At 55.6% G+C, this 23,897-nt stretch carries 25 protein-coding genes and 1 pseudogene; 14 read left to right on the top strand and 12 right to left on the bottom strand.

Annotation, left to right across the window (positions count from 1 at the left end; genetic code table 11):
* Positions 1-65: 65 nt before the first annotated feature.
* From H7R58_RS11380 to sad, 3 genes and pseudogenes are all read right to left on the bottom strand, one after another.
* The gene (locus tag H7R58_RS11380; protein WP_106930634.1) at positions 66-431 is read right to left on the bottom strand and encodes a DUF4186 domain-containing protein; all 366 of its coding nucleotides are present in this window, start codon (positions 429-431) and stop codon (positions 66-68) included.
* Positions 431-1,357 carry a glutaminase B gene (gene glsB / locus H7R58_RS11375; RefSeq protein WP_106930632.1) on the bottom strand — a complete coding sequence of 309 codons (927 nt, stop codon included), beginning with the start codon at positions 1,355-1,357 and terminating at the stop codon, positions 431-433. Before glsB ends, H7R58_RS11380 begins: the two co-directional genes overlap by 1 nt.
* A gap of 70 nt (positions 1,358-1,427) precedes the next feature.
* Positions 1,428-2,812: pseudogene (gene sad / locus H7R58_RS11370) on the bottom strand (succinate-semialdehyde dehydrogenase).
* A gap of 104 nt (positions 2,813-2,916) precedes the next feature.
* Between sad and ptrR the strand changes: the two are divergent.
* Positions 2,917-3,795, top strand: coding sequence for a putrescine utilization regulator PtrR (gene ptrR / locus H7R58_RS11365; RefSeq protein ID WP_106930628.1), 879 nt, complete (start codon positions 2,917-2,919; stop codon positions 3,793-3,795).
* Here the strand turns inward: ptrR and H7R58_RS11360 are convergent.
* Positions 3,749-4,228: a GNAT family N-acetyltransferase gene (locus tag H7R58_RS11360; protein WP_106930626.1), complete on the bottom strand. Its 480-nt coding sequence runs from the start codon at positions 4,226-4,228 to the stop codon at positions 3,749-3,751. The genes ptrR and H7R58_RS11360 overlap by 47 nt on opposite strands.
* A gap of 151 nt (positions 4,229-4,379) precedes the next feature.
* On the opposite strand from H7R58_RS11360, the gene H7R58_RS11355 reads away from it, so the two are divergent.
* Positions 4,380-5,324 carry an L-lactate dehydrogenase gene (locus H7R58_RS11355; protein ID WP_182928929.1) on the top strand — a complete coding sequence of 315 codons (945 nt, stop codon included), beginning with the start codon at positions 4,380-4,382 and terminating at the stop codon, positions 5,322-5,324.
* Between the two features lie 13 nt (positions 5,325-5,337).
* On the opposite strand, the gene H7R58_RS11350 is transcribed toward H7R58_RS11355, so the two are convergent.
* Genes H7R58_RS11350 through dtnK form a run of 3 tightly spaced genes read right to left on the bottom strand, consistent with a single transcriptional unit; the run spans position 5,338 to position 8,318 of the window.
* Positions 5,338-6,099, bottom strand: a complete 762-nt coding sequence (locus H7R58_RS11350) for a DeoR/GlpR family DNA-binding transcription regulator (protein WP_182928930.1) — start codon at positions 6,097-6,099, stop codon at positions 5,338-5,340.
* Between the two features lies 1 nt (position 6,100).
* Positions 6,101-7,087 (bottom strand): D-threonate 4-phosphate dehydrogenase, encoded by a 987-nt coding sequence (locus H7R58_RS11345; RefSeq protein WP_182928931.1) that lies wholly within the window; start codon positions 7,085-7,087, stop codon positions 6,101-6,103.
* Positions 7,080-8,318 carry a D-threonate kinase gene (dtnK, locus tag H7R58_RS11340; protein WP_182928932.1) on the bottom strand — a complete coding sequence of 413 codons (1,239 nt, stop codon included), beginning with the start codon at positions 8,316-8,318 and terminating at the stop codon, positions 7,080-7,082. The genes H7R58_RS11345 and dtnK overlap by 8 nt, the downstream gene beginning before the upstream one ends.
* Positions 8,319-8,488: 170 nt before the next feature.
* On the opposite strand from dtnK, the gene H7R58_RS11335 reads away from it, so the two are divergent.
* The 6 genes from H7R58_RS11335 (at position 8,489) to H7R58_RS11310 (ending at position 14,436) form a co-directional block, all read left to right on the top strand.
* A complete protein-coding gene (locus H7R58_RS11335; RefSeq protein ID WP_182934734.1) occupies positions 8,489-9,634 on the top strand; it encodes an iron-containing alcohol dehydrogenase in 1,146 nt (381 codons plus the stop codon).
* Between the two features lie 18 nt (positions 9,635-9,652).
* The gene (locus tag H7R58_RS11330) at positions 9,653-10,534 is read left to right on the top strand and encodes a dihydrodipicolinate synthase family protein (protein ID WP_182928934.1); all 882 of its coding nucleotides are present in this window, start codon (positions 9,653-9,655) and stop codon (positions 10,532-10,534) included.
* Positions 10,535-10,712: 178 nt separating this feature from the next.
* Positions 10,713-11,474: a TerC family protein gene (locus tag H7R58_RS11325; protein ID WP_182928935.1), complete on the top strand. Its 762-nt coding sequence runs from the start codon at positions 10,713-10,715 to the stop codon at positions 11,472-11,474.
* Between the two features lie 29 nt (positions 11,475-11,503).
* Positions 11,504-12,676 (top strand): sialidase family protein, encoded by a 1,173-nt coding sequence (locus tag H7R58_RS11320; protein WP_182928936.1) that lies wholly within the window; start codon positions 11,504-11,506, stop codon positions 12,674-12,676.
* The gene (locus tag H7R58_RS11315; protein ID WP_182934733.1) at positions 12,673-13,143 is read left to right on the top strand and encodes a NanQ anomerase/TabA/YiaL family protein; all 471 of its coding nucleotides are present in this window, start codon (positions 12,673-12,675) and stop codon (positions 13,141-13,143) included. The genes H7R58_RS11320 and H7R58_RS11315 overlap by 4 nt, the downstream gene beginning before the upstream one ends.
* Positions 13,144-13,155: 12 nt before the next feature.
* Positions 13,156-14,436, top strand: a complete 1,281-nt coding sequence (locus H7R58_RS11310; RefSeq protein WP_182934732.1) for an SLC13 family permease — start codon at positions 13,156-13,158, stop codon at positions 14,434-14,436.
* A 72-nt stretch (positions 14,437-14,508) separates the two neighbouring features.
* On the opposite strand, the gene H7R58_RS11305 is transcribed toward H7R58_RS11310, so the two are convergent.
* A complete protein-coding gene (locus H7R58_RS11305) occupies positions 14,509-15,297 on the bottom strand; it encodes a PhzF family phenazine biosynthesis protein (protein ID WP_182928938.1) in 789 nt (262 codons plus the stop codon).
* A 202-nt stretch (positions 15,298-15,499) separates the two neighbouring features.
* Here H7R58_RS11305 and H7R58_RS11300 point away from each other — a divergent pair, with 202 nt between their 5' ends.
* Complete coding sequence (locus tag H7R58_RS11300) at positions 15,500-16,699, top strand: sugar transporter (RefSeq protein WP_182934731.1); 1,200 nt, start codon at positions 15,500-15,502, stop codon at positions 16,697-16,699.
* A 46-nt stretch (positions 16,700-16,745) separates the two neighbouring features.
* Here H7R58_RS11300 and H7R58_RS11295 read toward each other — a convergent pair whose 3' ends face one another.
* Positions 16,746-17,414 carry a MarC family NAAT transporter gene (locus H7R58_RS11295; RefSeq protein ID WP_106930620.1) on the bottom strand — a complete coding sequence of 223 codons (669 nt, stop codon included), beginning with the start codon at positions 17,412-17,414 and terminating at the stop codon, positions 16,746-16,748.
* A gap of 225 nt (positions 17,415-17,639) precedes the next feature.
* Between H7R58_RS11295 and marR the strand changes: the two genes are divergently transcribed.
* Genes marR through marB form a run of 3 tightly spaced genes read left to right on the top strand, consistent with a single transcriptional unit; the run spans position 17,640 to position 18,720 of the window.
* On the top strand, positions 17,640-18,074 hold the full coding sequence (gene marR, locus H7R58_RS11290) for a multiple antibiotic resistance transcriptional regulator MarR (protein WP_182934730.1): 435 nt from the start codon (positions 17,640-17,642) through the stop codon (positions 18,072-18,074).
* Between the two features lie 20 nt (positions 18,075-18,094).
* Positions 18,095-18,478: an MDR efflux pump AcrAB transcriptional activator MarA gene (marA, locus tag H7R58_RS11285; RefSeq protein WP_064545350.1), complete on the top strand. Its 384-nt coding sequence runs from the start codon at positions 18,095-18,097 to the stop codon at positions 18,476-18,478.
* Positions 18,479-18,507: 29 nt separating this feature from the next.
* Entirely contained in the window at positions 18,508-18,720 is a 213-nt protein-coding gene (marB, locus tag H7R58_RS11280) for a multiple antibiotic resistance protein MarB (protein ID WP_106930616.1), read from the top strand.
* 32 nt (positions 18,721-18,752) lie between these two features.
* Here marB and eamA read toward each other — a convergent pair whose 3' ends face one another.
* Complete coding sequence (gene eamA, locus H7R58_RS11275; RefSeq protein WP_106930614.1) at positions 18,753-19,655, bottom strand: O-acetylserine/cysteine exporter; 903 nt, start codon at positions 19,653-19,655, stop codon at positions 18,753-18,755.
* A gap of 195 nt (positions 19,656-19,850) precedes the next feature.
* On the opposite strand from eamA, the gene ydeE reads away from it, so the two are divergent.
* Positions 19,851-21,041 (top strand): efflux MFS transporter YdeE, encoded by a 1,191-nt coding sequence (gene ydeE, locus H7R58_RS11270; protein WP_106930612.1) that lies wholly within the window; start codon positions 19,851-19,853, stop codon positions 21,039-21,041.
* Positions 21,042-21,095: 54 nt separating this feature from the next.
* Here ydeE and H7R58_RS11265 read toward each other — a convergent pair whose 3' ends face one another.
* Together H7R58_RS11265 and H7R58_RS11260 are read right to left on the bottom strand one after the other, a co-directional pair.
* Positions 21,096-22,199, bottom strand: a complete 1,104-nt coding sequence (locus tag H7R58_RS11265; RefSeq protein ID WP_106930610.1) for a cobalamin-independent methionine synthase II family protein — start codon at positions 22,197-22,199, stop codon at positions 21,096-21,098.
* A gap of 152 nt (positions 22,200-22,351) precedes the next feature.
* Positions 22,352-22,750: a rhodanese-like domain-containing protein gene (locus tag H7R58_RS11260; RefSeq protein WP_106930608.1), complete on the bottom strand. Its 399-nt coding sequence runs from the start codon at positions 22,748-22,750 to the stop codon at positions 22,352-22,354.
* Positions 22,751-22,835: 85 nt separating this feature from the next.
* Here H7R58_RS11260 and ftrA point away from each other — a divergent pair, with 85 nt between their 5' ends.
* Positions 22,836-23,825 (top strand): transcriptional regulator FtrA, encoded by a 990-nt coding sequence (gene ftrA, locus H7R58_RS11255; RefSeq protein WP_106930606.1) that lies wholly within the window; start codon positions 22,836-22,838, stop codon positions 23,823-23,825.
* Positions 23,826-23,897 lie beyond the last annotated feature (72 nt).

Below are 23,897 nucleotides of genomic sequence, written 5' to 3'. Positions count from 1 at the left end.
ATTAAGAGCCGGAACGCCGATCAAGCTATCAAAATCGATAGCTATTCAGAATAATCTTAGACGTGCTACCGATCCTGACGATTCATCTGAATCACCAGCCAATGGTGAATAACACTGACAATATAGCGCTGCGCCTCATCGCTGAGGACCTGACCTTGCGGAATATGGTGCCACTTTGCCAGACAGCCGCGGCAGCAGGTCGCCGTGGCATGCTGGGCGATAAACACCGGATGACCGCGCATTGGCGTCTGCTTACCGTCGTTGATCGGCTGTGCAGGTGCTAAGCGGTTGGCGATAAAATCTGCCGCGTGGCTATCAATCACCTCCGGCCCTTTATCAATACAATACTGCCGTTCTTTCACCCCAAGGCGAAAACGGCTGCGAAACGTTGAGCGCTGCAGCCGGGCAAATAAGCTATCAAGCGTGTCCATCAGTAAACTGAACGTCCTATCTGCTGAGTGAGTTTTTCCAGGGCAGCAACGCCCGCCAGCGAGTTGCCCGCTTCATCCAGCTCCGGGCTCCAGACGGCAATCGCCATTTCGTGCGGCACGATGGCGACCACCCCGCCGCCGACGCCGGATTTTGCCGGCAATCCCACCCGCCAGGCAAATTCGCCGGCATTCTGATACATGCCGCTGGTCGCCATCAGCGCATTAACCTGACGCGTCTGCATCGGCGTGATCACCGGCGCGTCGAGGTGCAGCGCCTGCCCCTGATTCGCCAGAAACAAAAACGTCTTCGCCAGCTCCACGCAGTTCATTTCCAGGGCGCAGTAGTGGAAATAGTTCTGCAATACCGTCGTGACATCCTGGTGGAAGTTACCGAACGATTTCATCAGCCAGGCAATGGCCGCATTGCGCGCAGAATGTTCAAACTCAGAGCGCGCCACCTGTGCGTTATAACCAATACTGGATACGCCGCTCAGCTTACGCACAATTTCCAGCATCCGCTGACGCGGCGCGCTAAGACGCCCTTGTAACATGTCGCAGACCACCAGCGCCCCGGCGTTAATAAACGGGTTGCGCGGGATCCCCTGTTCTATTTCCAGCTGTAATAGGGAATTAAACGGCTGCCCGGACGGATCTTTACCAACGCGGGACCAGATCTCCTCAGCCTGATAGTGGTTCATCGCCACCACCAGACTCAGGACTTTAGAAATTGACTGGATAGAGAATCGCTCGTTCGCATCACCGGCGCTAAAGTGCTGCCCGTCAACGGTGCTGATCGCGATCCCCAGTTTTTTGCCGCTGACGCAGGCCAGCGCCGGAATGTAGTCCGCCACCTTCCCCTGTCCAATCAGCGGCCTGACGTCGTCGAGGACAGACGCCAGCATGGCATTATTGATAACCGTAGCCACTCACACTCCTTGCCCACAGGCTATTTTCGGCCTGGAAGTATAACAGAGCGAAATGGCTACGTCGTTTCGCTTATCGGCGATCTTTCCATACCGTCTGAACGTTACAGAATTCACGCAGGCCAAAATGCGACAGCTCGCGGCCAAAGCCGCTCTTTTTCACGCCGCCGAACGCCACTCGGGCATCGCTCGCGCTATAGCCATTAATAAATACGCCACCGCACTCCAGCTCATCAGCAAAACGCTGCGCCTGCGCCGTATCGGCAGTAAAGACGGTAGCAGAGAGCCCAAACTCACTGTCGTTGGCTAACGCCAGCGCATGATCGGCGTCGCGAGCAACGGTGATCGCAGCGACCGGGCCAAACATTTCCTGTCGGAAGGCGGTCATCGTCGGCGTTACGTTGGCAAGCACGGTTGCCGGGTAGAAGTTACCTTCCCCGCCGCACTTCTCCCCCCCAACAGCAGGCTAGCCCCTTCTTTGACGGTGGCCATCACCTGACTGTGAAGCTCATCGCGCAAATCAAAACGGGCCATCGGTCCAAGATAGTTGTCTTCCTCACGCGGATCGCCCATTTTCAACTGCGCGGCGGCATCGACAAACTTCCGGGTGAAGGTATCGGCAATACCCGCTTCGACAATAAATCGTTTCGCCGCGGCGCACACCTGCCCGGTATTCTGATAGCGCCCCGTTACCGCCGCCTGTACCGCCAGGTCGATATCGGCATCATTCAACACGATAAACGGATCGGAGCCGCCAAGCTCCAGCACGCATTTCTTCAGCGCCGCACCGGCCTGAGCGCCTATTGCTTTACCCGCACGAACGCTACCGGTGACCGTGACCGCCGCAATGCGCGGATCGTTTATGATCTGCGTGACGCCATCGTTAGTGGCATTCACCCAATTAAAAACGCCAGCGGGTACGCCTGCCTGGGTGATAATCTCACCAATCAGCGCCGCGCAGCCCATCACGTTCGGCGCATGTTTTAATAAATAGCTATTCCCCGCCAGCATAATCGGCACCGCACCGCGCAGCACCTGCCACAGCGGAAAGTTCCACGGCATCACCGCCACCACCGGTCCCAGCGGACGGTACTCAATCACCGCCTGATGATTTTCAACCAGGGTCGCTTCGGTGGCGAGCATGGCCGGGCCGTGTTCAGCATACCAGTCGCACAGGTGGGCTGATTTCGCCACTTCGCCACGCGCCTGTTTAATAGGTTTTCCCATCTCGCGGGTAATACATTGCGCCATCTCTTCGGCACGCTCGCGCAGCACGCGGCCAATCGAACGCAGCGCATCGGCACGCTGCGCAACGGAGGTCTTACGCCATTGACGGAAAGCCGTCTCCGCCAGCGTCACCGCCCGATCCACGTCAGCAGAGGACGCCCACGGCAGCGCGGAAATCGTTTCGCCATTCATCGGGTTCACGGAGACGGCATGAGTTGCAGGTGAAGTCATCTTTTTCTCTCTGATTGATTGCGTTGTGGTCACATACTCACCTATTCTTCCGTTTATGAAAACTGAATAATATTAACCACCCAATTCACGATACGAGAATACGCATGGATTTAACTCAGTTGGAAATGTTTAACGCTGTCGCCCAAAGCGGCAGTATCACGCAGGCCGCAAAGAAAGTTCACCGCGTACCGTCCAACCTGACGACCCGTATTCGCCAGCTGGAGGCCGATCTTGGCGTTGAGCTGTTTATTCGGGAAAATCAGCGCCTGCGTCTGTCGCCCGCGGGACACAGTTTCCTTCGTTACAGTCAGCAAATTCTCGCCCTGGTCGATGAAGCACGCATGGTGGTCGCCGGTGACGAACCGCAGGGGTTATTTGCACTCGGCGCGCTGGAAAGTACCGCAGCGGTGCGCATCCCACAGACGCTGGCCCGCTATAATCAACGCTATCCGCGAATCCAGTTCGATCTCGCTACCGGCCCATCCGGTACGATGACCGATGGCGTACTGGAAGGCACCCTGAGCGCGGCCTTTATTGATGGACCGGTGATGCACCCCGGCCTTGATGGCATGCCGGTCTATCAGGAAGAGATGATGATTGTCGCCGCCCACGGTCATCCTCCCATTACCCGCGCCAGCGACGTCAACGGCGCCAGCATTTATGCGTTTCGCGCCAACTGTTCTTATCGTCGGCATTTTGAAAGCTGGTTTCACGCCGATCGAGCCACGCCCGGGCGTATTCATGAGATGGAGTCCTATCACGGTATGCTGGCCTGCGTTATCGCTGGCGCCGGGCTGGCGCTGATGCCGCGCAGTATGCTGGAAAGTATGCCCGGTCATCATCAGGTCAGCGCCTGGCCGCTGGCGGAGAAATGGCGCTGGTTAACCACCTGGCTGGTGTGGCGACGCGGCGCGATGAGCCGCCAGCTGGAAGCGTTTATTGCGTTGCTGGATGAGCCTCAGACGCCAGCGGTTTCATCATAAATACGCTGAGCGGGTCCGGTGAGTACGGTGCAAAGGCTTCGCAGCTGCGATAGCCGCATCGCGTGTACAGGCGAATTGCCGCATGCTGATGAATTCCGGTTTCCAGGCGCAACAGAGTGCAGCCACGCTGCACCGCCACCGTTTCAAGCTCCACCAGCAGCCGCTCGCCCAGTTGCTTACCCCGGTGCGTCGGCTCGATAAACACCCGCTTCATTTCACCATGGCCGTCTTCCCCCATCACCACGGCACCGCAGCCGATTGCCTTCTCGCCATGACGAATGAGCAGAATGATCACCTGTTCGGCAGGTAGCATCGACAAGTCCAGAAGATGATTACTTTCTGCTGGATAAAGCATGGACTGATATTGGTCTAGCGCAGCAATCAGGCGCACTACGGCGGGTTCAGCGGGAGATGTAAGCATGAAAGCGTACATAGCAGGCTCCTGTTTGTGATTATCTTGCCACTCTACCATTCCCTCTCGCCGCCGCTCATAGCATTAACTTATATTGTCCGCAGACACTTGCGCTAACCGCTTGTTAACGAGTAGCTTTATTCCCGTCGTTTGGCCATACAATGGAAGATTCATGAATACGAAAGCCCGTAAAGTGATGATCATCGGCGCCGGCAACGTTGGCGCATCCGCAGCCTATGCGCTGCTGAATCAGAATATTTGCGAAGAACTGATCCTGGTCGATCTCAATAAAACCCGCGCCGAGGCCCACGCGCAGGATCTCAGCGACGCGGCCGCTTATATGCCCGGCATGATGACGATTTCCTGCCGCGACGCCAGCGACTGCGCCGATGTGGATATCGCCGTCATTACCGTTTCCGGCGGTGCGCTGAAACCCGGCCAGACGCGGCTGGATGAATTAAAAAGCACGGCCAAAATCGTCCACAGTATTGTGCCGCAGATGATGGCCGGCGGATTTAACGGTATTTTTTTGATTGCTACGAACCCGTGCGACATCATTACGTGGCAGGTATGGCAGCTTTCCGGTCTGCCACGCAGCCAGGTGATCGGCACCGGCGTCTGGCTCGATACTACCCGCCTGCGCCGCAAGCTGGCGCAGGATCTGGATATTGGCGCACAGAGTATTGATGCCTTTATTCTCGGCGAGCATGGCGATAGCCAGTTCCCGGTATGGTCGCACTCCTCGGTGTACGGCTCTCCGATTGGCCAGGTTTATCAACGTCGTACCGGCCGCGAGCTCGATCGTCAGGCAATGGCCGATAGCGTGCGCAAGCTGGGGTTCGAAATCTATGCGGGTAAAGGCTGCACCGAATACGGCATCGCTGGCACCATTGCCGAAATCTGCCGCAACGTCTTTACCGGCAGCCACCGCGCACTGGCTATTTCCTGCATTCTTGACGGTGAATATGGCGTGAACGGCGTGGCCATTGGCGTGCCGGCGGTTCTGGCGCAAAGCGGCGTTCAGCAGGTCATTGAGCTACAGCTGGCGGCGGACGAACGAGAGAAATTCGCCCGCTCGGTCGAGGTGATTAAGACAAATATCGCCTTGCTGCCGTAGACCTGTCCCCCGGCTAACCGGCGATGGTTAACCGGGGCGATATCGGTTGCAGTTGACGACGTACGTCGTCACTCAAATGCGCATCCGTTATAATGTCAGTCAGCGAATTCAGGTGCGCAATGTTGAACAGTGACCAGGCGCCGTATTTTGAACTATCCGCCAGCAGCACCCGCCGCTGGGCGTTGGCGATTAAGTCGCGTTTTAACGCCGCCTTTTCTTCCGTCGGCGCGGTAATGCCTTTCTCGAGGTCCCAGCCGTTACAGCTCACAAACGCCAGATCCGGCCAGACGTTCTGCAACAGTTGCCGCCCGTGTTCACCAATACACGACTGGCTACTGTCGTCGATACGGCCACCGATAATCGTAACCTCAATCTGCTTAAATTCGGCGAGGAACAAGGCGATATGCAGATCGCTGGTGATGACGCGCAGCGGCAAATGGGTGATCTGCCGCGCCAGTTCAATCATCGTGGTGCCCGCATCAAGAACGAGGGAGTCGCCGGGTTTGACCAGCGCTGCGGCCGCGCTGGCAATAGCCTGCTTCTCCTGCGGGCTTCGCTGCGATTTTTCAAGCGTCGTAGGCTGGGAAGGAATAAACCGGTTCAGGGTCACGCCGCCGTGGGTGCGGCTGATTACCCCTTCCTGATCGAGTTTAATCAGATCGCGGCGAACGGTGGCTGGCGACGCTTCGGTCGCCGCAACGAGCTGCTCTACTGTGACCAGATTATGGCTTTTAAGAAAGTCCATAATCTTCTCTAACCGGTTATATCCCTTCATGTTATTCCTGTGCTATCTGCATGGCGAGCGCAATGGAGGTTGCCATGCTCGCAGACTTAGCTTTACCTGTCCAGGCAATATCAAATGCCGTTCCGTGATCGGCGGAAGTCCGGATAAACGGTAGCCCGGCGGTGATGTTAACTCCATCATAAAAACCGAGCAGTTTCAGCGGGATATGCCCCTGATCGTGGTACATCGCCACCACCATATCATACTGCCCTTCGTGGCATTGCATAAAGACCGTATCCGGCGGACACGGCCCGGTGACCCTCAAACCCTGCGCCTTCATCGCGTCTACCGCTGGCGCGACAATACGGATCTCCTCATCACCAAACAGCCCGTTCTCTCCCGCGTGCGGATTGACGCCCGCGACCGCGATACGCGGTTGCTGAATACCAACGCGTTTAAGAAAACGATCGGCCACCTGAATGACCGTCTCCACGCGCGGTTGATTCAGCGTATCGAGGAACTGACGCATTGAAATATGGGTCGAGATATGAATCACCTTGAGACGGTCGGTATACAGCACCATGGCATAATCTTTTGTCTCCGTAAGACGGGCAAGCATTTCGGTATGCCCGGGATAGTGGTGCCCGCCAAGATGTAATGCTTCTTTATTAAGCGGCGCGGTTGCAATGGCTTTTACCTTGCCCGCCAGCGCCAGCGCCGTCGCTTTTTTGATACAGCGATAGGCCAAATCCCCCGCTGCCGCCTGTACCACGCCGGGTACCAGTCCATCAGGATCGGCCAGCGGTTCGTCAATAATATGAATACGGCCCTGTGCAAAATGGGCCTCCGCAGGGTGTTTAATCACCCGCAGTTCAGCCGGTGGCGTAATGTTCAGCGCCAGGATACGGCGTAATGTTTTCACGCAGCCAATCACAACCACCGGCGCGCCATTCAGGTCCCCTTCAATCAACGATTTAATAATAATCTCCGGGCCAATGCCCGCCGGGTCGCCCATCGTTACCGCAATGATGTTAGTCACTCAATTTCTCCTCAATAAAATCCACAACTTCGCGCAATGTTGTTTCACTGCCGAAGCCTCCTGCTTTCGTCATGACCAGGCGCTGCCAACTGCCGCCCAGAAAATGACCGTACGGTACGCACTGAGCGACCCGGCCGGTAATATGAAACCCTGAAGCGTTTAGGGCGGTGGCAACGGCAATCGCCGCGTCGCCCCCCGACAGGTACAGTGCGCCGGGACTGCACGTCGCCAGCACCTGCTTAACGACATCGGCGAGATAACGGCAGATTTGTTCGCCAAACTGCGCGCGTGTCAGCCCCAGCGAACGGCACCGTTGCTCGATGTTTTCTCGCGCCGCGCCGTCTGGCGCGGTGGTCATCACGCAGTGGTGTCCCTGAACAATCACGCGAGCAATGCGCTGCGCGTCAGCCGCGGCGCTAGCAGAAAACGCATTCATCACATCGATATCAACGCGCTGGACCCGCGGATGCCCCGCCAGTTCGGCAACCTGACGTTGAGCGATTTCGCTCATCGAACCGACAAGCGCCAGCAGCGGCTCCCGACTCGCCCCTGAAAGGTTTCTCGCCAGCGCTTCGCACAGCCCGGCTGATCCCACCAACAGCGCGCCAGGCGCATACTGCGCCGCGAGTAAGACAATATCGTCCAGCTCGCTGTCCGTCGTCGCATCGACAATCAATACCCTTGGGCCCGCACCAGGTTTCTGTATCGCCGCCGCCAATGTAGCCACCGTCATCTCCTCGCACGGCAGGGAGGTTTGTTGTCCCACCAGCGTGTCGATTCGGGCATCAATGACCGGTGTCTTCGGGTCGCTGGCAAACTCGGTGGCGCTCAACGGCTGGCCGTTGACGTAACAACAGCCGCCCTGCGTCACCCTTCCCGCACGCGGATAGGCGGGTGCCAGTATCGCCAGCTCGCAGCCCAGTACCCGCGTCATGGCCGCTATTTCAGCGCCAATATTGCCGCGTAGCGTGGAATCTATTTTTTTCATCACCCGGCGCGGATGAAACCGGGACAGCGCCCCCGTTAACAACGTCTCTACCCGTTCCACGGCCAGCTCTGCCGTGAACGCACGGCTATCGCTGTTAAGAATCAGCGCATCGGCATCCCCCTGATAATCGGCGCGGAAAGCGACATCAACCCGCATTCCCACCTCAGCCAGTGAAACGCCTGCGTCATTGGCCCCTGTAAAGTCATCTGCCAGCACCAGAACCGTGTTGTTGCAACTGCGCATCGTTATCCCTTTTCCTATGTCCAACCCGACATTGATTATATTCAATCACAATTGATTAAGTGTGAGCAACATCAAGTTATTAATCCTCGAGATAAATTATAAATTCACGCCATGATGTGAGAGACAAGAACAGAAGATGATTAATTTCAATCATCAATAAGGAGAATAATGTGGCAACGATTAACAGCACGTTGATCGGCGGAGCAGGTGCCTTTACGGCGCTGGTTCCGCTGCTGGCGGGTAAACAGAAACTACTGTGGGTAACCGATACCAACGTCGGGCATCTGGAAGCCGCACAGCGGATCCGAACGATCCTCGAAGCGGAAGGTGGTGAACTGCGCGCCGTCGACAACGTTCCCGCAGAACCCAGCCAACATGATGTATCGCGCATATGTCAGGGCGTAGGCGACTGGCAGCCCGATCTGGTTGTCGGTATCGGCGGTGGGAGCGTGCTGGACGTGGCTAAATTGCTTTCCGTGCTGCTGCATCCACAATCGCCGGGGCTTGATGCGCTGCTGGCAGGCATTAAGCCAGAGGCAAGAATGCCTTCGCTGCTGATACCGGCCACGGCGGGGACCGGTTCTGAAGCCACTCCGAACGCCATTCTGGGAATAGAGGAACACAATACTAAGGTAGGGATTATCTCGCCGGTTCTGCTGCCGGACTACGTGGCGCTGCTGCCGGAACTGACCACCAGTATGCCTGCCGCTATCGCGGCCTCCACGGGCATCGATGCGCTGTGCCATTTGCTGGAATGCTATACCGCTACGGTCGCTAACCCGGTAAGCGATAACGCTGCGCTTATCGGATTGCGCAAACTATTGAGCAATATTGAAATTTCGGTTTTCCAACCGCAGAACTTGATGGCAAAGCTCGAAATGCTCTGGGCATCGTACTACGGCGGCGTGGCCATCAATCATGCGGGCACGCATCTGGTCCACGCCCTTTCCTATCCGCTCGGCGGTACTTATCACCTGCCGCACGGCGTCGCCAACGCCATTCTTCTGGCGCCGTGTATGGCGGCGATTCGCCCCGCCGTGGTCGATAAATTTGCCCAGGTCTGGGACCTGATCCCCGACGCCGACACCACGCTCAGCCCGCAGGACAAATCGCTCGCGCTGGTGGAATGGCTGGCAGCATTAGTCAAACAGCTGCCTCTGCCGGACAACCTTGCCACCCTTGGTGTCCCAAAGGAAAGCATTACTGCGCTGAGCGACGCGGCGTTGAACGTTAAGCGCCTGATGAATAACGCGCCGTGTCAGCTCAGCAAGCCCGACATTGAGGCCATCTATCAGACGTTATTCCCCCTTCGCTAATTCAACAAGGAGAGCACCATGAATCATGCTATCCGCGGCGTATTAACCGCGATTGTAACCCCCTTCGACCCGGACGGTGCGCTGAATCTTATCGAGCTCAAACGTCAGGTTGACCGTCAGATTGCCGCAGGCAACGGCATTTTTTGCGGCGGCACCAACGGTGAGTTTTTTGTGCTGAACGAGGATGAAAAAGTGTCCATCGCCGCCGCCTGCGTGGCGCAAGCCAACGGACGCGTCCCCGTTGTCGCCCACATTGGCGAGATTTCAACCCGCGAAACCATTCGCCTCGGACAGCGAATTGCCGCGCTGGGCGTCGATGCGGTGTCGGTGATTACGCCCTGGTTCGTCCCTTTAAAACAGGATGAGCTGAAAGCCCACTACATCGCCGTTGCCGATGCCCTCAACGTGCCGGTTTTTCTGTACAACATCCCGGCGCGAACCGGCAACACTATCGAACCACAAACCGTCCGCGAGTTAGCGCAGCATCCGAACATTATCGGTATTAAAGACAGCGCTGGCAGCTACGAGAGCCTGAAAGGCTTTCTTGATGTGGTACGCGATCTGCCCGATTTTGATGTGCTCAACGGCCCCGACTCGCTGATTCACCAGGGCTTTGTTGACGGCTGCTCCGCCTGTATTTCCGGGCTGGCAAACGTCGCCGCCGCAGAAATTAACGCAATCTGGTCGTGTTTTGAACAGGGCGATATTGCGGGCTCTCATCAGGCACAAGAAAATGTCACCGGTCTACGTAGCCAGCTTTATCAAATTGCCTTTTCACCGGCGGTCGTCAAAAAAGCGTTGCAGATAATGGGGCATGAGGTCGGTAATAGCCGCTACGCCGTTCAATTCTCTTCACAACACATAGAGCAAATAAAACAAATTACGCATAATTATCGTTAAACTGCCCACTCGAACATTGCTGAGTATTTATTTTTAATACACGCCATGGCTATTAACAGCCTTTATTCGCCTGTATGACAGGCGAATAAAGGGTAACAGCATTCGTATTGTTTAACGAACAATATTCTCGAGATATAACGTACTCACCTGTTATTTAATTGATTAAAGGTTTTTATCCATGCTGATATGGCTGTTAGATCCGGATATTTGGCTCACGCTGCTGACGCTGACGTTTCTGGAAATTATTCTTGGGGTTGATAATATTATTTTTCTTTCACTGGTGGTGGCCAGACTCCCCCCAGCACAGCAAAATAGCGCACGCAAGCTGGGGCTGAGCGGCGCGATGGTCATGCGTATTCTGCTGCTGGTGTCCATTGCCTGGCTGGCGCACATCACCGCGCCTCTGTTCTCAGTTTACCATTTAACGGTATCTTTCCGGACATTAATCCTGTTCGCTGGCGGCCTGTTTCTGATCTACAAATCATTACAGGAGATCGCCGCCGAGCTACGACAGCACGAAGAAAATCATGGCGAACGCCAGCGCCAGCTCTCTTTTACCGGCGCCATTATTCAGATTATGTTATTGGATATTGTGTTCAGCCTCGACTCTGTTATTACCGCCGTAGGGCTTTCACAACACATTTTTATCATGATTGCCGCCGTTATGATTGCGGTGGGCGTGATGATGTTTGCCGCCAGAACCATCGGCGACTTCGTTAATGATAATCCATCAATAAAAATACTGGCATTAACATTCTTATTATTTGTCGGCGTATTACTGATTGCCGACAGCCTGGAAATACATATCGCCAAAGGCTATCTCTACTTCGCGATTTTCTTTTCGTTAACCGTTGAAGTCATCAACATTATGCGAAATAAAAAAACGCCTCATGCATCAAGCGAACAAAAAGCATTAGCACCACTGGAAGTTAATAAATAAAACCCTCATTAAAACAATGGAGTCTGATTATGTCTGTAACCCTACTTTGTGACGGGCAAATTCGCCCGGACAGCAAGGACGCAACGATTGAAACAGCCATGCTGCCGGCAGCCTGCCCGCAGAACCATGCGGCGAACCTGCTGCCGCTGCCAGACGGCTCGCTGATGTGCGTCTGGTTTGGCGGCACTCAGGAAGGTATTGCCGATATCTCGGTATGGGGCTCGCGACTGCAGGCGGGAAGTCAGCAGTGGAGCCCGGCGGAAAAACTGTCCCACGACGAGAGCCGCTCAGAACAAAACCCGGTGCTGTTTCTCGCGCCGGATAACACGCTCTGGCTTCTGTGGACGGCGCAAATTTCCGGTAATCAGGATACGGCCATCGTCCGCTATCGCCAGTCCCGCGACCTCGGTCAGTCCTGGGGAGATATCGACACGCTGCTCGATAAGCCGGGCACATTTATCCGCCAGCCCATTACCGTGCTCGACAACGGCCGCTGGCTGCTGCCGGTGTTCTACTGCCGTACGCAACCGGGAGTGAAATGGGTGGGCAATGATGATATCAGCGCGGTGAAAGTTTCAGATGACGACGGTAAAAGCTGGCGCGATGTGGCGGTGCCGGACAGCCTCGGCTGCGTGCATATGAACATTACCGCCCTGCTTGACGGTACGCTGATTGCGCTATTCCGCAGCCGCTGGGCCGACAACATCTATTGCAGCCGTTCAACGGACGGCGGTGAAAGCTGGTCCGCGCCTGAAGCCACGGTGCTGCCTAACAATAACTCCTCGATTCAGGTTACCACCCTCCAAAACGGCGAACTGGCGTTGATCTTCAACATGATGAGCGCCGAGGGGGCGCTGGAACGTCGCGCGTCACTTTACGATGAAATTGACGACGGCGACAGCTCCCGCCAGGAGCCAGAGATCACGCACGGAAAAACCGCCTTCTGGGGCGCGCCGCGCGCGCCAATGACGGTGGCAATTTCAGCGGATGGCGGGAAGAGCTGGCCCTGGCAGCGCAACCTCGATGAAGGTGACGGCTACTGCATGACCAACAACTCTCTCGACAAGCGCAACCGCGAGTTCTCGTATCCCACCATCAAGCAAGGCGCGGACGGCAAGCTGCATATTGCCTACACCTATTTCCGCCAGGCAATCAAATACGTCCGCATTACGCCGGACTGGGTAAAAGGATCCGCGCAATGATCATCGGAAATCTTGATGCCCTGCCGCTGGCGGGGCTACCCACGGCGATTCGCCAACTGCTCTCCCGTCCGGACTGTTCACTCTCCGCACTGCGCGAGCGGGGCGACGGCCGCTGGCAGCCGGATGGCTGTCGCTGGTTCTGTACCGTCGGCGTTTCGCCTACCCAGCCCGATAGCGAGCGGCACACCGAGTATCACCGGCTATGGGCCGATATTCAGGTCGTGCTGGACGGTCACGAGCGTATTTATGCCGGTAGTTTACCCGTCTCTCTGCCCGATGATGAGGAGCGTAAACCTGATTTGTATATCACGGTGCAGCCGCGGAACACGGTTGCCATCACGCTGCACGGCGGCGATTTCGCCCTGTTTATGCCCGGAGAACCCCATCAGGCGCTGTGCGCGGTAGCCGCGCCTGCGGAAGTCCGTAAAGCGGTTTTTAAGGTGCCCCGCGACATGCTGGAAGCATAAAGGAGCCAAAAAATGACAATGGATATGGTTTTGGCACTGGGTATTCTAATTCTGATGATCGTACTCATCATGTCAGATAAGCTTGCCTTTGGTGCTCCTCCCTTGCTGGCCTGTTTACTGTTGGTCGTATCTGGCCTCTCGACAGTTCAGCAAGCATTTGCGGGTTTTGTGAATTCCAGCGTAATTATGATTGCTGGATTTATGGTGGTGATGGCTGCCCTACAAAAAACCCGACTGATCGGTAATGTAAAGTCATCAATGATCTCGCTGGTCACCAAAGGCAGCTATAAAAGTTATGCTCTATTGCTTGTCATCGTCATGATTGGTGCCAGTCTTGCCGGTACCGGTTCTACAGGTTATTACGTGTTAATTTTATCCCTGGTTTCCACCATTCCGTACAGCAAGAAATTACCTACGTCAAAGCTGATGATGCCACTGGGATTTGCGACCAACCATCCGCTATTGCCCATTAACGTTGCCCTATTATTTGGTGTTACAGCAACGGTATTGCAGGCAGCAGGAATCAGCCAAGAAATTTCAATGATGAAATTCGCGCTGGTGAATTTAGTCATGTCGCTGGCATTTCTCGCCTGGAGTCTGATCGCCTATCGTTTTTTACCTGACCATCCCATTGCAGATGCATCTGAGGATGCGGTCGCGACGATAGATGCTGAAACTGAAATCATGCCTCAATGGAAAGAGTATTGCACCATTGGCGCTTTCATGGTCAGCGTGATTGGCATGATGATGATGAATCAGCTTGGTAATATCGCTTATGTCGTTCCTGGTCTGGCCGCTGCGTTCATTTTGATGCTTGGCGTTTTGGACTTTAAAGAAGTTCGCGACCACATGGGTGCTCCGGTCATTCTGATGATGGCTGGCGTAATTGGTGTCGCTGATGCCCTTGCCGGAACGGGATTTACGGCAATGGTTGGCGATGTCGTAGCAGGAATACTCGGCTCTAGCGTATCGCCTGTTTTGATCGTTATTGCCTTTGCATTGCTAACCAGTACATGTGCAACCTTTACCGGATCTAACATGGGGTCAGTGTATATTTTCGCCCCCATCGCGATCGCGGCATGTTCCAGTCTGGGATTAAATCCTACAGCGGCAGCCATCGCCGTTGTTATTTCAGGCTGGAACGGTGGTTACATGCCAATTGACGGTATGCCTGCAATGATTCTTGGAATGGGTAAATATAAACTGCCAGAATTTTGGATCTTTTCGGTACCCATGTATCTGATACGCATTCTTGCACTATGCCTGGGCGCAATCTTCATCTTCCCGATGTAACCCTAAGCTCCCGGCGTCACCCCCTCACGCCGGGTCTATTATCTCACCCGGCCGAGCGGCTGTGACGCCGGGTTAATCCAGCAGCACCTTACCCTGCAAATAGGTTCGCGCTTTTCCCCCCATCAGCACGCGGTCGCCTGCCCACTCACAGCGAATATCGCCGCCCCGCGTCGACACCTGCCGCGCCAGCATCTGCGTTTTACCGAGCTTCTCCCCCCAATACGGGATCAGCATGGTATGCGCCGAGCCGGTGACCGGGTCTTCCCATACCGCCTCGCCGGGTGAAAAGAAGCGGCTGACAAAATCATATTCGCCCTCACCGACGGCCGTTACCGACACCTTATGTTCGCCGGGGGTCATCGCGCCGATATCAGGCTGAAGCGCCTCTACCTGCTCGCGGTTATCCAGTTCAATCACCCACGCGCGCCCGCGACGCGCATGACGATAGGTACTGATGCCCAACGCACGCAGCATCGCGGGGGGCGGTGCCGCCGCTTTGGTGTCGCCGGCCGGAAAATCCAGCGTCAGCCAGTCACCGCTGCGCGTCACGGTTAAGCGCCCCGATAGCGTCTCGAAATGGATGCGATCATCCGGGTAGTTGAGATGGTTAAACACCACATGCGCGCTGGCGAGCGTACCGTGACCACACAGGTTGACTTCATTGCGGGTGGTGAACCAGCGTAGCGCAAAACCTCCCGGTTGATTGACGATAAAGGCCGTCTCGGACTGATTATGCTGCTGGGCCATACTGAGCAGTAGCGCATCCTCTGGCCACTCGCGAAGCAGACACACTGCCGCCGCATTGCCGCCGAACGCCTTGTTGCTAAAGGCATCAACCATAAAAAAATCAATCTCGTGCATCTGCTTCTCCGTGTTGTCATGGCGTTAAGGCAAACTGACACAGAACGTTAACAGCAACAAGTCTCTTTTGCCCGCCTAAACGTGACACTGTCACCATAATGTAAAAGTGAGATGTAAATCACATAATGATTGTATTCGCGGCGGTAATAGCTTTAAGATCGTGCGTCTCTTCATTCCTCTCATACTCCCGGTGCATTTACCTATGACAACGAACACGGTCTCTCGTCGGATCGCGTGGCTTCGGGTAGTCACGCTGGCTATCGCCGCCTTTATTTTCAACACCACGGAATTCGTTCCGGTGGGCCTGCTTTCCGATATTGCGCAAAGTTTTGGTATGCAAACCGCCGAAGTGGGCATCATGCTGACCATCTATGCCTGGGTGGTGGCGCTGATGTCATTGCCGTTTATGCTGCTCACCAGCCAGATGGAGCGACGTAAGCTGCTTATTGGTCTGTTTATTTTATTTATCGCCAGCCACGTCCTTTCCTTCCTTGCATGGAATTTCACCGTGCTGGTGGCCAGCCGTATCGGTATTGCGTTCGCACATGCGGTGTTCTGGTCAATTACCGCCTCGCTGGCTATTCGCATGGCACCAGCAGGTAAACGCGCGCAGGCGCTGAGTCTGATAGCCACCGGCACCGCCCTGGCGATGGTCTTCGGTATCCCGATTGGACGGATCGTCGGCCAGTACTTCGGCTGGCGTACCACCTTTTTCGCCATTGGCGTTGGCGCGCTGCTGACCCTGCTGGCGCTGATCAAACTGCTGCCGCGTCTGCCAAGTGAACACTCTGGCTCGCTGAAAAGCCTGCCGGTACTGTTCCGCCGACCGGCGCTGGTCAGCATCTATCTGCTGACCGTGGTGGTGGTGACCGCGCACTACACGGCCTACAGCTACATTGAACCGTTCGTGCAGACCGTGGCAGGCCTGAGCGGCAATTTCGCCACGATCCTGCTGCTGATTCTGGGCGGCGCGGGCATTATTGGTAGCATTGTCTTCGGCAAACTGGGTAATCAACACGCCTCCGGGCTCATCAGCAGTGCGATTGGCATGCTGCTGATTTGCCTGCTGCTGCTGCTGCCTGCCGCGCGCGACGCGAGTCACCTCGCGGTGCTGAGCATCTTCTGGGGTATTGCCATTATGGTGATTGGCCTGGGAATGCAGGTCAAAGTGCTGGCGCTGGCGCCGGATGCAACCGACGTCGCCATGTCGCTGTTTTCCGGGATATTTAATATCGGTATTGGTGCCGGTGCGCTGCTCGGTAGCCAGATCAGCACCCACTGGTCGATGTCATCTATCGGCTACGTGGGCGCGCTGCCGGCACTGGCGGCGTTTATCTGGTCAGTGGTGATTTTCCGCCGCTGGCCAGCGGCGTCGTTGGAAGAACAAGCACATCAGCATTAATGACCCGCGACCGCAGCGCTGTTCCGTGCTGCGGTCGCGGACTGTATCAGGCGGGATAGGTCTTAATAATTTCGAGTACGCCGTTAATAATAAACTGTACCCCCATACATACCAGCAGGAAGCCCATCAGGCGCGAGATCGCCTCGATGCCACCTTTGCCAACCAGCCGCATGATCGCCCCAGAGCTGCGCAGGCATCCCCACAGAATCACCCCGACCAGTGCGAAGATTATCGGCGGTGCCACCAGCACCACCCACTCCGGGAAGTTAACCCCGTGTTTCACCGTAGATGCCGAGCTGATAATCATGGCAATGGTCCCCGGACCTGCCGTGCTGGGCATCGCGAGCGGCACAAACGCGATATTGGCAGTAGGCTCATCCTGAAGCTCTTCCGATTTACTGCGCGCCTCCGGGGAGTCATGCGCTTTTTGCTGCGGGAACAGCATCCGGAAACCGATAAAAGCCACGATAAGCCCACCGGCAATACGCAGCCCTGGTATTGATATGCCGAATGTATTCATCACGACCTGGCCCGCATAATAGGCCACCATCATGATAGCGAAGACGTAAACTGACGCCATCAGCGACTGGCGGTTACGCTCCGCGCTGTTCATATTCCCCGAAAGCCCAAGGAACAGCGCAACGGTCGTTAGCGGATTAGCCAGCGGCAGCAAAACCACCAGCCCCAGTCCAATAGCCTGAAAGAGTTCCTTCATAAGCGTTCAAAAATCCTGTCTGTGTTACGGAAAATGGCCTTTACGCCGCGCTGTCGCTTTTTACACAGCATGTATGACTTCAAAGCGACACTTTAGAGGATATCCTATTTGGGTCGATTTGGAGCGTTTTAGCAATTCGTGGCATCGCCCAATCCATTCAGTTGACTTATGGTTGCGTGAGAAATAATATCCACCGCAACTAAAGTACTTGCCAGGGCAACCATCGTGAACAGCACAAGCAATCTCTTCAATGAAATGATTCCACTTGGGCATTTGATTCACCTGGTTAACCAAAAAAAAGATCGCTTACTCAACGAGCATTTATCGCCGGAAGACATTACCGCCTCACAGTTCAGAGTGCTTTGCTCTATTCGTTGTCAAGGCAGTATCACCCCCGTGGGATTGAAAAAAACCTTGTCGGTGGATCTGGGCGCGCTCACCCGCATGCTCGATCGCTTGCTGTGCCGGGGCTGGATTGCCCGGTTACCCAATCCAAGCGATAAACGCGGTGTGTTGATTCAGCTGACGCCTGAAGGCGCAGCCATTTGTGAACAATGCCATCTGCTCGTTGGGCAAAACCTGCACCAGGAATTAACAAAAAACTTAACGGCAAATGAAGTTGCAACGCTCGAACTTCTCCTTAAAAAAATATTGCCGTAAACAGAAGAAGAGGTAAGACGATGTCCAGACGCAACACTGACGCTATTACTATTCATAGCATTTTGGACTGGATCGAAGATAACCTGGAATCACCGCTGTCGCTTGAGAAAGTGTCAGAACGTTCCGGTTACTCTAAATGGCACCTGCAGCGGATGTTTAAAAAAGAAACCGGCCATTCATTAGGTCAGTACATTCGCACCCGCAAGCTGACGGAAATCGCCCAGAAACTCAAAGAAGGCAACGAGCCGATTCTCTATCTGGCCGAACGTTACGGGTTTGAGTCGCAGCAGACGCTGACGCGGACATTTAAAAACTATTTTGACGTGCCGCCGCACAAGTATCGCGTCACCAATATGCACGGAGAGTCTCGCTATCTCCACCCTATTAATCACTGTGTTTGTTAATCGCCTGCAAAAGACGTATTGAGGAAATCATGAAACTGTTCGCTTCCGTTGCCTTCGCCCTACTGGCGATGGCCTCCATGCAGAGCTACGCGGAGCAACTTCCAGCCCACAAGAACGCGCACGACACCATGCTGATGCCGTCCGCCAGCAGCCAGTCACCGTTTGACTTTAATCATATGGGTTCCGGCAGCGATAAATCCGATGAGCTGGGCGTACCGTATTACAATGAAAACAATCGCTAAACGCTAATTGCCCCGCCTTTGCGGGGCTTTTTTTAGCCCTTCACCGCTCGCCTCAGTCCCGGCAAACGCAGCCCGAAGACATTAATAAACAGCCCGGCCATAATCAGCAGCGCACCGATGAGCTGCATTACCGATAGCGTTTCATCTAACAGCAGCGCTGCGCTGGCCAGCCCCACCACCGGCACCAACAGCGACAGCGGCGCCACGCGCCAGGTTTCATAACGCCCCAGCAACGATCCCCAGATGCCATAGCCGACAATACTGGCGACAAAGGACAGATAGGCCAGCGACAGCGCGGTAGTCAGATCAATATGAATCAGGCTCTGCGCCATTTGCTGCGATCCTTCAAAAATCCACGAGCTGAGCATGAAAGGTAAAATAGGAATCAGCGCGCTCCATACCACCAGCGACATCACGCCCGGCTTCGAATCATGGTGCATGATCTTTTTATTGAAGATATTGCCGCAGGCCCAGCACAGTGCCGCCGCCAGCGTCAGCATAAAACCTAGCAGCTTGACATGCTGGCCGGTCATGCTGGTTTCTATCAGCACCAGCACACCAAACACCGCCAGCGAAATGCCCACCAGCTGCTTGCGCTGCAGTCGTTCACCGAACGCGAAGGCACCGAGCACAATAGTAAAGAAAGCCTGTGCCTGGAGGACCAGCGAAGCCAGACCGGCCGGCATACCGAAATTAATGGCGCAAAACAGGAAGGCAAACTGGCCAAAGCTAATGGTCAGCGCATAGCCCAGCAGCAGCGAGAGCGGCACCCGCGGACGCGGCACGAAGAACAGCGCCGGGAAGGCAACAAATAAAAAACGCAGACCTGCCAGCAGCAGCGGCGGCATACCGTGCAGCCCCACTTTGATAACGACAAAGTTCAGCCCCCATACCACGACAACCAGCAACGCCAGCAGTCCATCTTTACGCGTCATACCCGCCCCGTCATTTATTAAATTTATGTAAACACAATCAAAGTAACGAAAAATTCACCCCAGGAATAGATCATTATTTCTGGCAGGCTGAAATCGCACTTCCCGACAAGACCCTGGCTATACAAGCCGCTTATGGCGTGATATTTCTGAAAGCGATAACAAAAAATAAGCCAACCACACTTCTCGGGCAGGAAAATGAAACCAACGACAAGGCGATCCACGATTGCGCTGCTGGCATCGTCGTTACTGTTAACCATCGGGCGCGGTGCCACACTTCCCTTTATGACCATTTACCTCACGCGCCAGTACGCGATGACGGTAGATACCATCGGCTACGCGATGTCTATCGCGCTGGTGATTGGTGTGGTGTTCAGCCTCGGCTTCGGCATTCTGGCCGACAAGTTTGATAAAAAACGCTATATGCTGATCGCCATCGCGTTCTTCATCTGCGGTTTTGTGGCTATCCCGCTGGTGCACAGCGTCACGCTGGTGGTGTTTTTCTTTTCGCTGATCAACTGTTCGTACTCGGTGTTCTCCACCGTGCTGAAAGCCTATTTTTCCGATACGCTTGCGCCTACCACCAAAGCGCGCGTGTTCTCGCTGAACTATACGTTCCTGAACATCGGCTGGACCATCGGGCCGCCTATCGGCACGCTGCTGGTCATGAGCAGCATCAACCTGCCGTTCTGGCTGGCAGCCATTTGCGCGGCGTTCCCGCTGCTGTTTATCCAGCGCTACGTTGAGCGTGTCTCAGCGGCCGAAATGGCCGAATCGCCGGTCGCCTGGTCACCGTCGGTTCTGCTACGCGATCGGGCGCTGCTGTGGTTTACGCTTTCCGGCCTGCTGGCGTCGTTTGTCGGTGGTTCATTCGCTTCCTGCCTGTCACAGTATGTGCTGGCCATCGGCGACAGCACCTTTGCTGAAAAAGTCGTGGCGGTGATCCTGCCGGTCAATGCCGCCGTGGTGGTGACCTTGCAGTATGCGATTGGCCGCCGGCTTACCTCGACCAACCTGCGTCCGTTGATGACCTTTGGCACCGTCTGCTACGTGCTGGGCCTGGCGGGTTTTATGATGTCGGGCAGCAATCTGCTGTTCTGGGGGCTGGCGGCCGCCGTCTTCACGTTGGGCGAGGTTATCTACGCCCCGGGAGAATATATGCTCATCGACAACATCGCCCCGCCGGGAATGAAAGCCAGCTATTTTTCCGCTCAGGCGTTGGGGTGGTTAGGGGCGGCGCTGAATCCGCTGTTGACCGGGCAGATCCTGACGCATTTCGCGCCCCTTGCGCTCTTCCCCATCATGATGGTGGTGATTGTGCTGGCCTGGCTGTTGATCTTCCGCGGCATTAAAGCCAGCGGCTGGCACCCTGAGCTTAACGCCGTGTGATAGCGCAATCGGCCGGATAAGCGTGCTGCCTAATCCGGCCTTTGCCTAAGCGAATCACCAGACCTGTGCGGCAATCCCCGTCACCAGACGTACCTTATCCCACTGTTGCTGTTCACTCAGACTATTGCCCTCTTCAGTGGAGGCAAAGCCGCACTGCGGGCTCAGGCAGATTTGATCCCGCGCCACGTAGTTTGCCGCCTCTTCCAGGCGCGCCTTCACCCCTTGCGGATTTTCCAGCTCACCGTTTTTGGTTGTAATCAGACCCAGCACCGCTTTTTGATGCCCAGGACGGATGAAGCGCAGCGGTGCAAAGTCGCCAGAACGATCGTTGTCATACTCCAGGAAGAACGCATCAACGTTCACACGGCCAAACAGGATCTCGGCTACCGGTTCATAGCCGCCTTCCGAAATCCACGTCGAGCGGAAGTTACCGCGACAGACGTGCAGGCCGATAATCAGGTCGTCCGGTTTACCTTCCAGCGCGCGGTTCAGCACATCGGCATAAATTGCCGCCAGTCGATCCGGATCGTCACCGCGCTCACGCACCTGCCGACGCTGGTCTTCGGAACACAGATAGGCCCAGACCGTGTCATCCAACTGAAGGTAGCGGCAGCCCGCATCATAGAAGGCACGGATGGCATCACGCCAGGTATCGGCCAGATCGTTAAAATAATCCGCCAGATCCGGATATACGGTGGCATCAATATCTTTGCGCCCGCCGCGGAAGTGCAGCACGCTGGGGCTTGGAATCGTCATTTTCGGCGTGGCATCGCCGCTGATGCTTTTCAGGAAACGAAAATCGTCCAGCATAGGATGGTCACCAAAGCCCAGCTTGCCAGTCACGCGAATGCCATGGGCCCGCGTCTGCACGCCGTTAAATTGAATGCCCTGCTCCGCATCATAGCGTTCAACGCCCTGTAGGCCGTCAAAGAAATCAAAGTGCCACCAGGCACGACGGAATTCACCGTCGGTCACTACGTGCAGGCCGCAGTCGCACTGGTGCTGCACAACGCGACGAATTTCCTCGTCCTCTACCGCACGCAGCTGCTGTGCGGTGATGTCTCCGTTAAGCCACTGCTGACGCGCCTGCTTTATTGCCAGCGGACGTAAAAAGCTGCCGACGATATCGGCGCGATAAGGAGCGTGTTGATGTGCCATGCGTTTCTCCTGACTTCCCGGGAGAATGTGTTTCCCCTGGGTGATTATTGGTTATTTAAACTATTTAGACTTCTGGATGGCTAGATATCCAAATAATGTCATCCGTAACCCACGCAGGCAAACGAGAATAATTCATGGATGATGAAGAAAATTCACGATCCCACGTTAAAAGCGAAACCTTCATCCTGCCAACCGGTGATACCGCCAATCATTATTTTCACCGGACGCCCAAGCATCGCCAGCTTAAGCGCTGCGCGATCTGCGCCGTTACAGTGTGGCCCCGCGCAGTAGACCACAAACAGCGTTTCCGGCGGCCATGTCTGCATACGCTCAGCGTTGATCTCTGCGTGACGAAGGTGAATCGCACCGGGGATATGGCGGAACGCAAAGGTCTCGGCGTTGCCCACCACGTGCAGTAATACAAAATCTAACGGCGGCTGCTGGAGCGCGGCATGAACATCAGCACAATCCGTTTCAACGCTCAGACGCTGGCGGAAATGGGCGGCGGCTTCGGCGGCGCTGGCGGCCGGAAATTCAGTTACGTAACTCATCGTTGACTCTCTCATTATGTGTTACCACTATGGTAACGATGAGATGAGTATAAACAGGCACCTGCCGAGAGGACCGCCCCCAGAGATGACAGAAAACGGCCAGAATATGACAATCCGCGCCCATCGCGTGGTGGTGCTCGCCTATGACGGGCTATGTACCTTCGAATTTGGCGTGGCGGTCGAGGTCTTTGGCCTGCATCGCCCGGAAATGGGCGACGACTGGTACCGTTTCGCCGTTGCCGCCGTCGATGACGGTGAACTTCGCGCCACCGGCGGCATTCGGATTATGGCCGATGGCGGCCTGACGTTACTCGACGACGCCGACACCATCATCGTTCCCGGCTGGCGTGGAATAGACAGCCCGGTGCCCGATGCGCTGTGCCAGGCGCTACGCCGCGCGCACCAGCGTGGTTGTCGGGTGATGTCGATTTGTTCCGGCGTCTTCGTCCTGGCGGCAGCCGGGCTGCTTGATGGCCAGCGGGCAACCACCCACTGGCGTTATACCGCCCCACTGCAGCAGCGCTACCCGCAAATCAAGGTGGCGGAGGACGTGCTATACATCGAGGAAGGGCACGTATTGACCTCCGCGGGCAGCGCTGCGGGGATCGATCTTTGTTTACACGTGGTGCGCCTGGATTATGGTCTGGAAGCGGCCAATCGCGTTGCCAGGCGGCTGGTCATCCAGCCGCACCGCGACGGGGCCCAGAAACAGCAGGTAAGTCGGCCGGTTGCCCGCTCCCGTGAGAGCCAGCGTCTGGGCGTGCTGTTTGATTTTCTTCATCAGCATCTGGCCGATAGCCATAGCGTCCGTTCGCTCGCAGGACGGGTGGGCATGAGTGAACGGACATTTCTGCGACGTTTCCAGGAGGCCACCGGCAAAACGCCTGCCCGTTGGCTGCTTGATGCCCGCCTGCAGCAGGCACAGCACCACCTGGCGTCCAGCAGAGACAGCGTAGAGCGAGTGGCGGAGATAACCGGTTTTGGTAACGCCAAAAATTTGCGTCTGCGTTTTCAGCAGCATTTGGCCACCAGTCCGCTGGCCTACCGTAAGAAATTTACCGCAACAAATAATTAATTCACAAATGACCGCGTTAGTCTAAGTTTAAAACAGTACGCTAAAGGATGTCCGGAGTGGAATCGTTAAAAG

The sequence above is a fragment of the Klebsiella sp. WP4-W18-ESBL-05 genome (genome assembly GCF_014169075.1).
GTDB classification, from domain to species: domain Bacteria; phylum Pseudomonadota; class Gammaproteobacteria; order Enterobacterales; family Enterobacteriaceae; genus Kluyvera; species Kluyvera ascorbata_B.
This window is presented reverse-complemented; position numbering and strand designations above follow the sequence as displayed.

Coding starts and splice junctions, on each gene's coding strand:
- H7R58_RS11355 (WP_182928929.1), top strand. CDS start 4,380: ATGAATACGAAAGCCCGTAAAGTGATGATCATCGGCGCCGGCAACGTT.
- marA (WP_064545350.1), top strand. CDS start 18,095: ATGTCCAGACGCAACACTGACGCTATTACTATTCATAGCATTTTGGAC.
- eamA (WP_106930614.1), bottom strand. CDS start 19,655: ATGACGCGTAAAGATGGACTGCTGGCGTTGCTGGTTGTCGTGGTATGG.
- ftrA (WP_106930606.1), top strand. CDS start 22,836: ATGACAGAAAACGGCCAGAATATGACAATCCGCGCCCATCGCGTGGTG.
- H7R58_RS11300 (WP_182934731.1), top strand. CDS start 15,500: ATGACAACGAACACGGTCTCTCGTCGGATCGCGTGGCTTCGGGTAGTC.
- H7R58_RS11325 (WP_182928935.1), top strand. CDS start 10,713: ATGCTGATATGGCTGTTAGATCCGGATATTTGGCTCACGCTGCTGACG.
- H7R58_RS11260 (WP_106930608.1), bottom strand. CDS start 22,750: ATGAGTTACGTAACTGAATTTCCGGCCGCCAGCGCCGCCGAAGCCGCC.
- H7R58_RS11295 (WP_106930620.1), bottom strand. CDS start 17,414: ATGAAGGAACTCTTTCAGGCTATTGGACTGGGGCTGGTGGTTTTGCTG.
- H7R58_RS11330 (WP_182928934.1), top strand. CDS start 9,653: ATGAATCATGCTATCCGCGGCGTATTAACCGCGATTGTAACCCCCTTC.
- H7R58_RS11380 (WP_106930634.1), bottom strand. CDS start 431: ATGGACACGCTTGATAGCTTATTTGCCCGGCTGCAGCGCTCAACGTTT.
- ydeE (WP_106930612.1), top strand. CDS start 19,851: ATGAAACCAACGACAAGGCGATCCACGATTGCGCTGCTGGCATCGTCG.
- H7R58_RS11265 (WP_106930610.1), bottom strand. CDS start 22,199: ATGGCACATCAACACGCTCCTTATCGCGCCGATATCGTCGGCAGCTTT.
- H7R58_RS11350 (WP_182928930.1), bottom strand. CDS start 6,099: ATGAAGGGATATAACCGGTTAGAGAAGATTATGGACTTTCTTAAAAGC.
- marB (WP_106930616.1), top strand. CDS start 18,508: ATGAAACTGTTCGCTTCCGTTGCCTTCGCCCTACTGGCGATGGCCTCC.
- H7R58_RS11310 (WP_182934732.1), top strand. CDS start 13,156: ATGACAATGGATATGGTTTTGGCACTGGGTATTCTAATTCTGATGATC.
- H7R58_RS11360 (WP_106930626.1), bottom strand. CDS start 4,228: ATGTACGCTTTCATGCTTACATCTCCCGCTGAACCCGCCGTAGTGCGC.
- H7R58_RS11305 (WP_182928938.1), bottom strand. CDS start 15,297: ATGCACGAGATTGATTTTTTTATGGTTGATGCCTTTAGCAACAAGGCG.
- ptrR (WP_106930628.1), top strand. CDS start 2,917: ATGGATTTAACTCAGTTGGAAATGTTTAACGCTGTCGCCCAAAGCGGC.
- dtnK (WP_182928932.1), bottom strand. CDS start 8,318: ATGCGCAGTTGCAACAACACGGTTCTGGTGCTGGCAGATGACTTTACA.
- H7R58_RS11315 (WP_182934733.1), top strand. CDS start 12,673: ATGATCATCGGAAATCTTGATGCCCTGCCGCTGGCGGGGCTACCCACG.
- H7R58_RS11320 (WP_182928936.1), top strand. CDS start 11,504: ATGTCTGTAACCCTACTTTGTGACGGGCAAATTCGCCCGGACAGCAAG.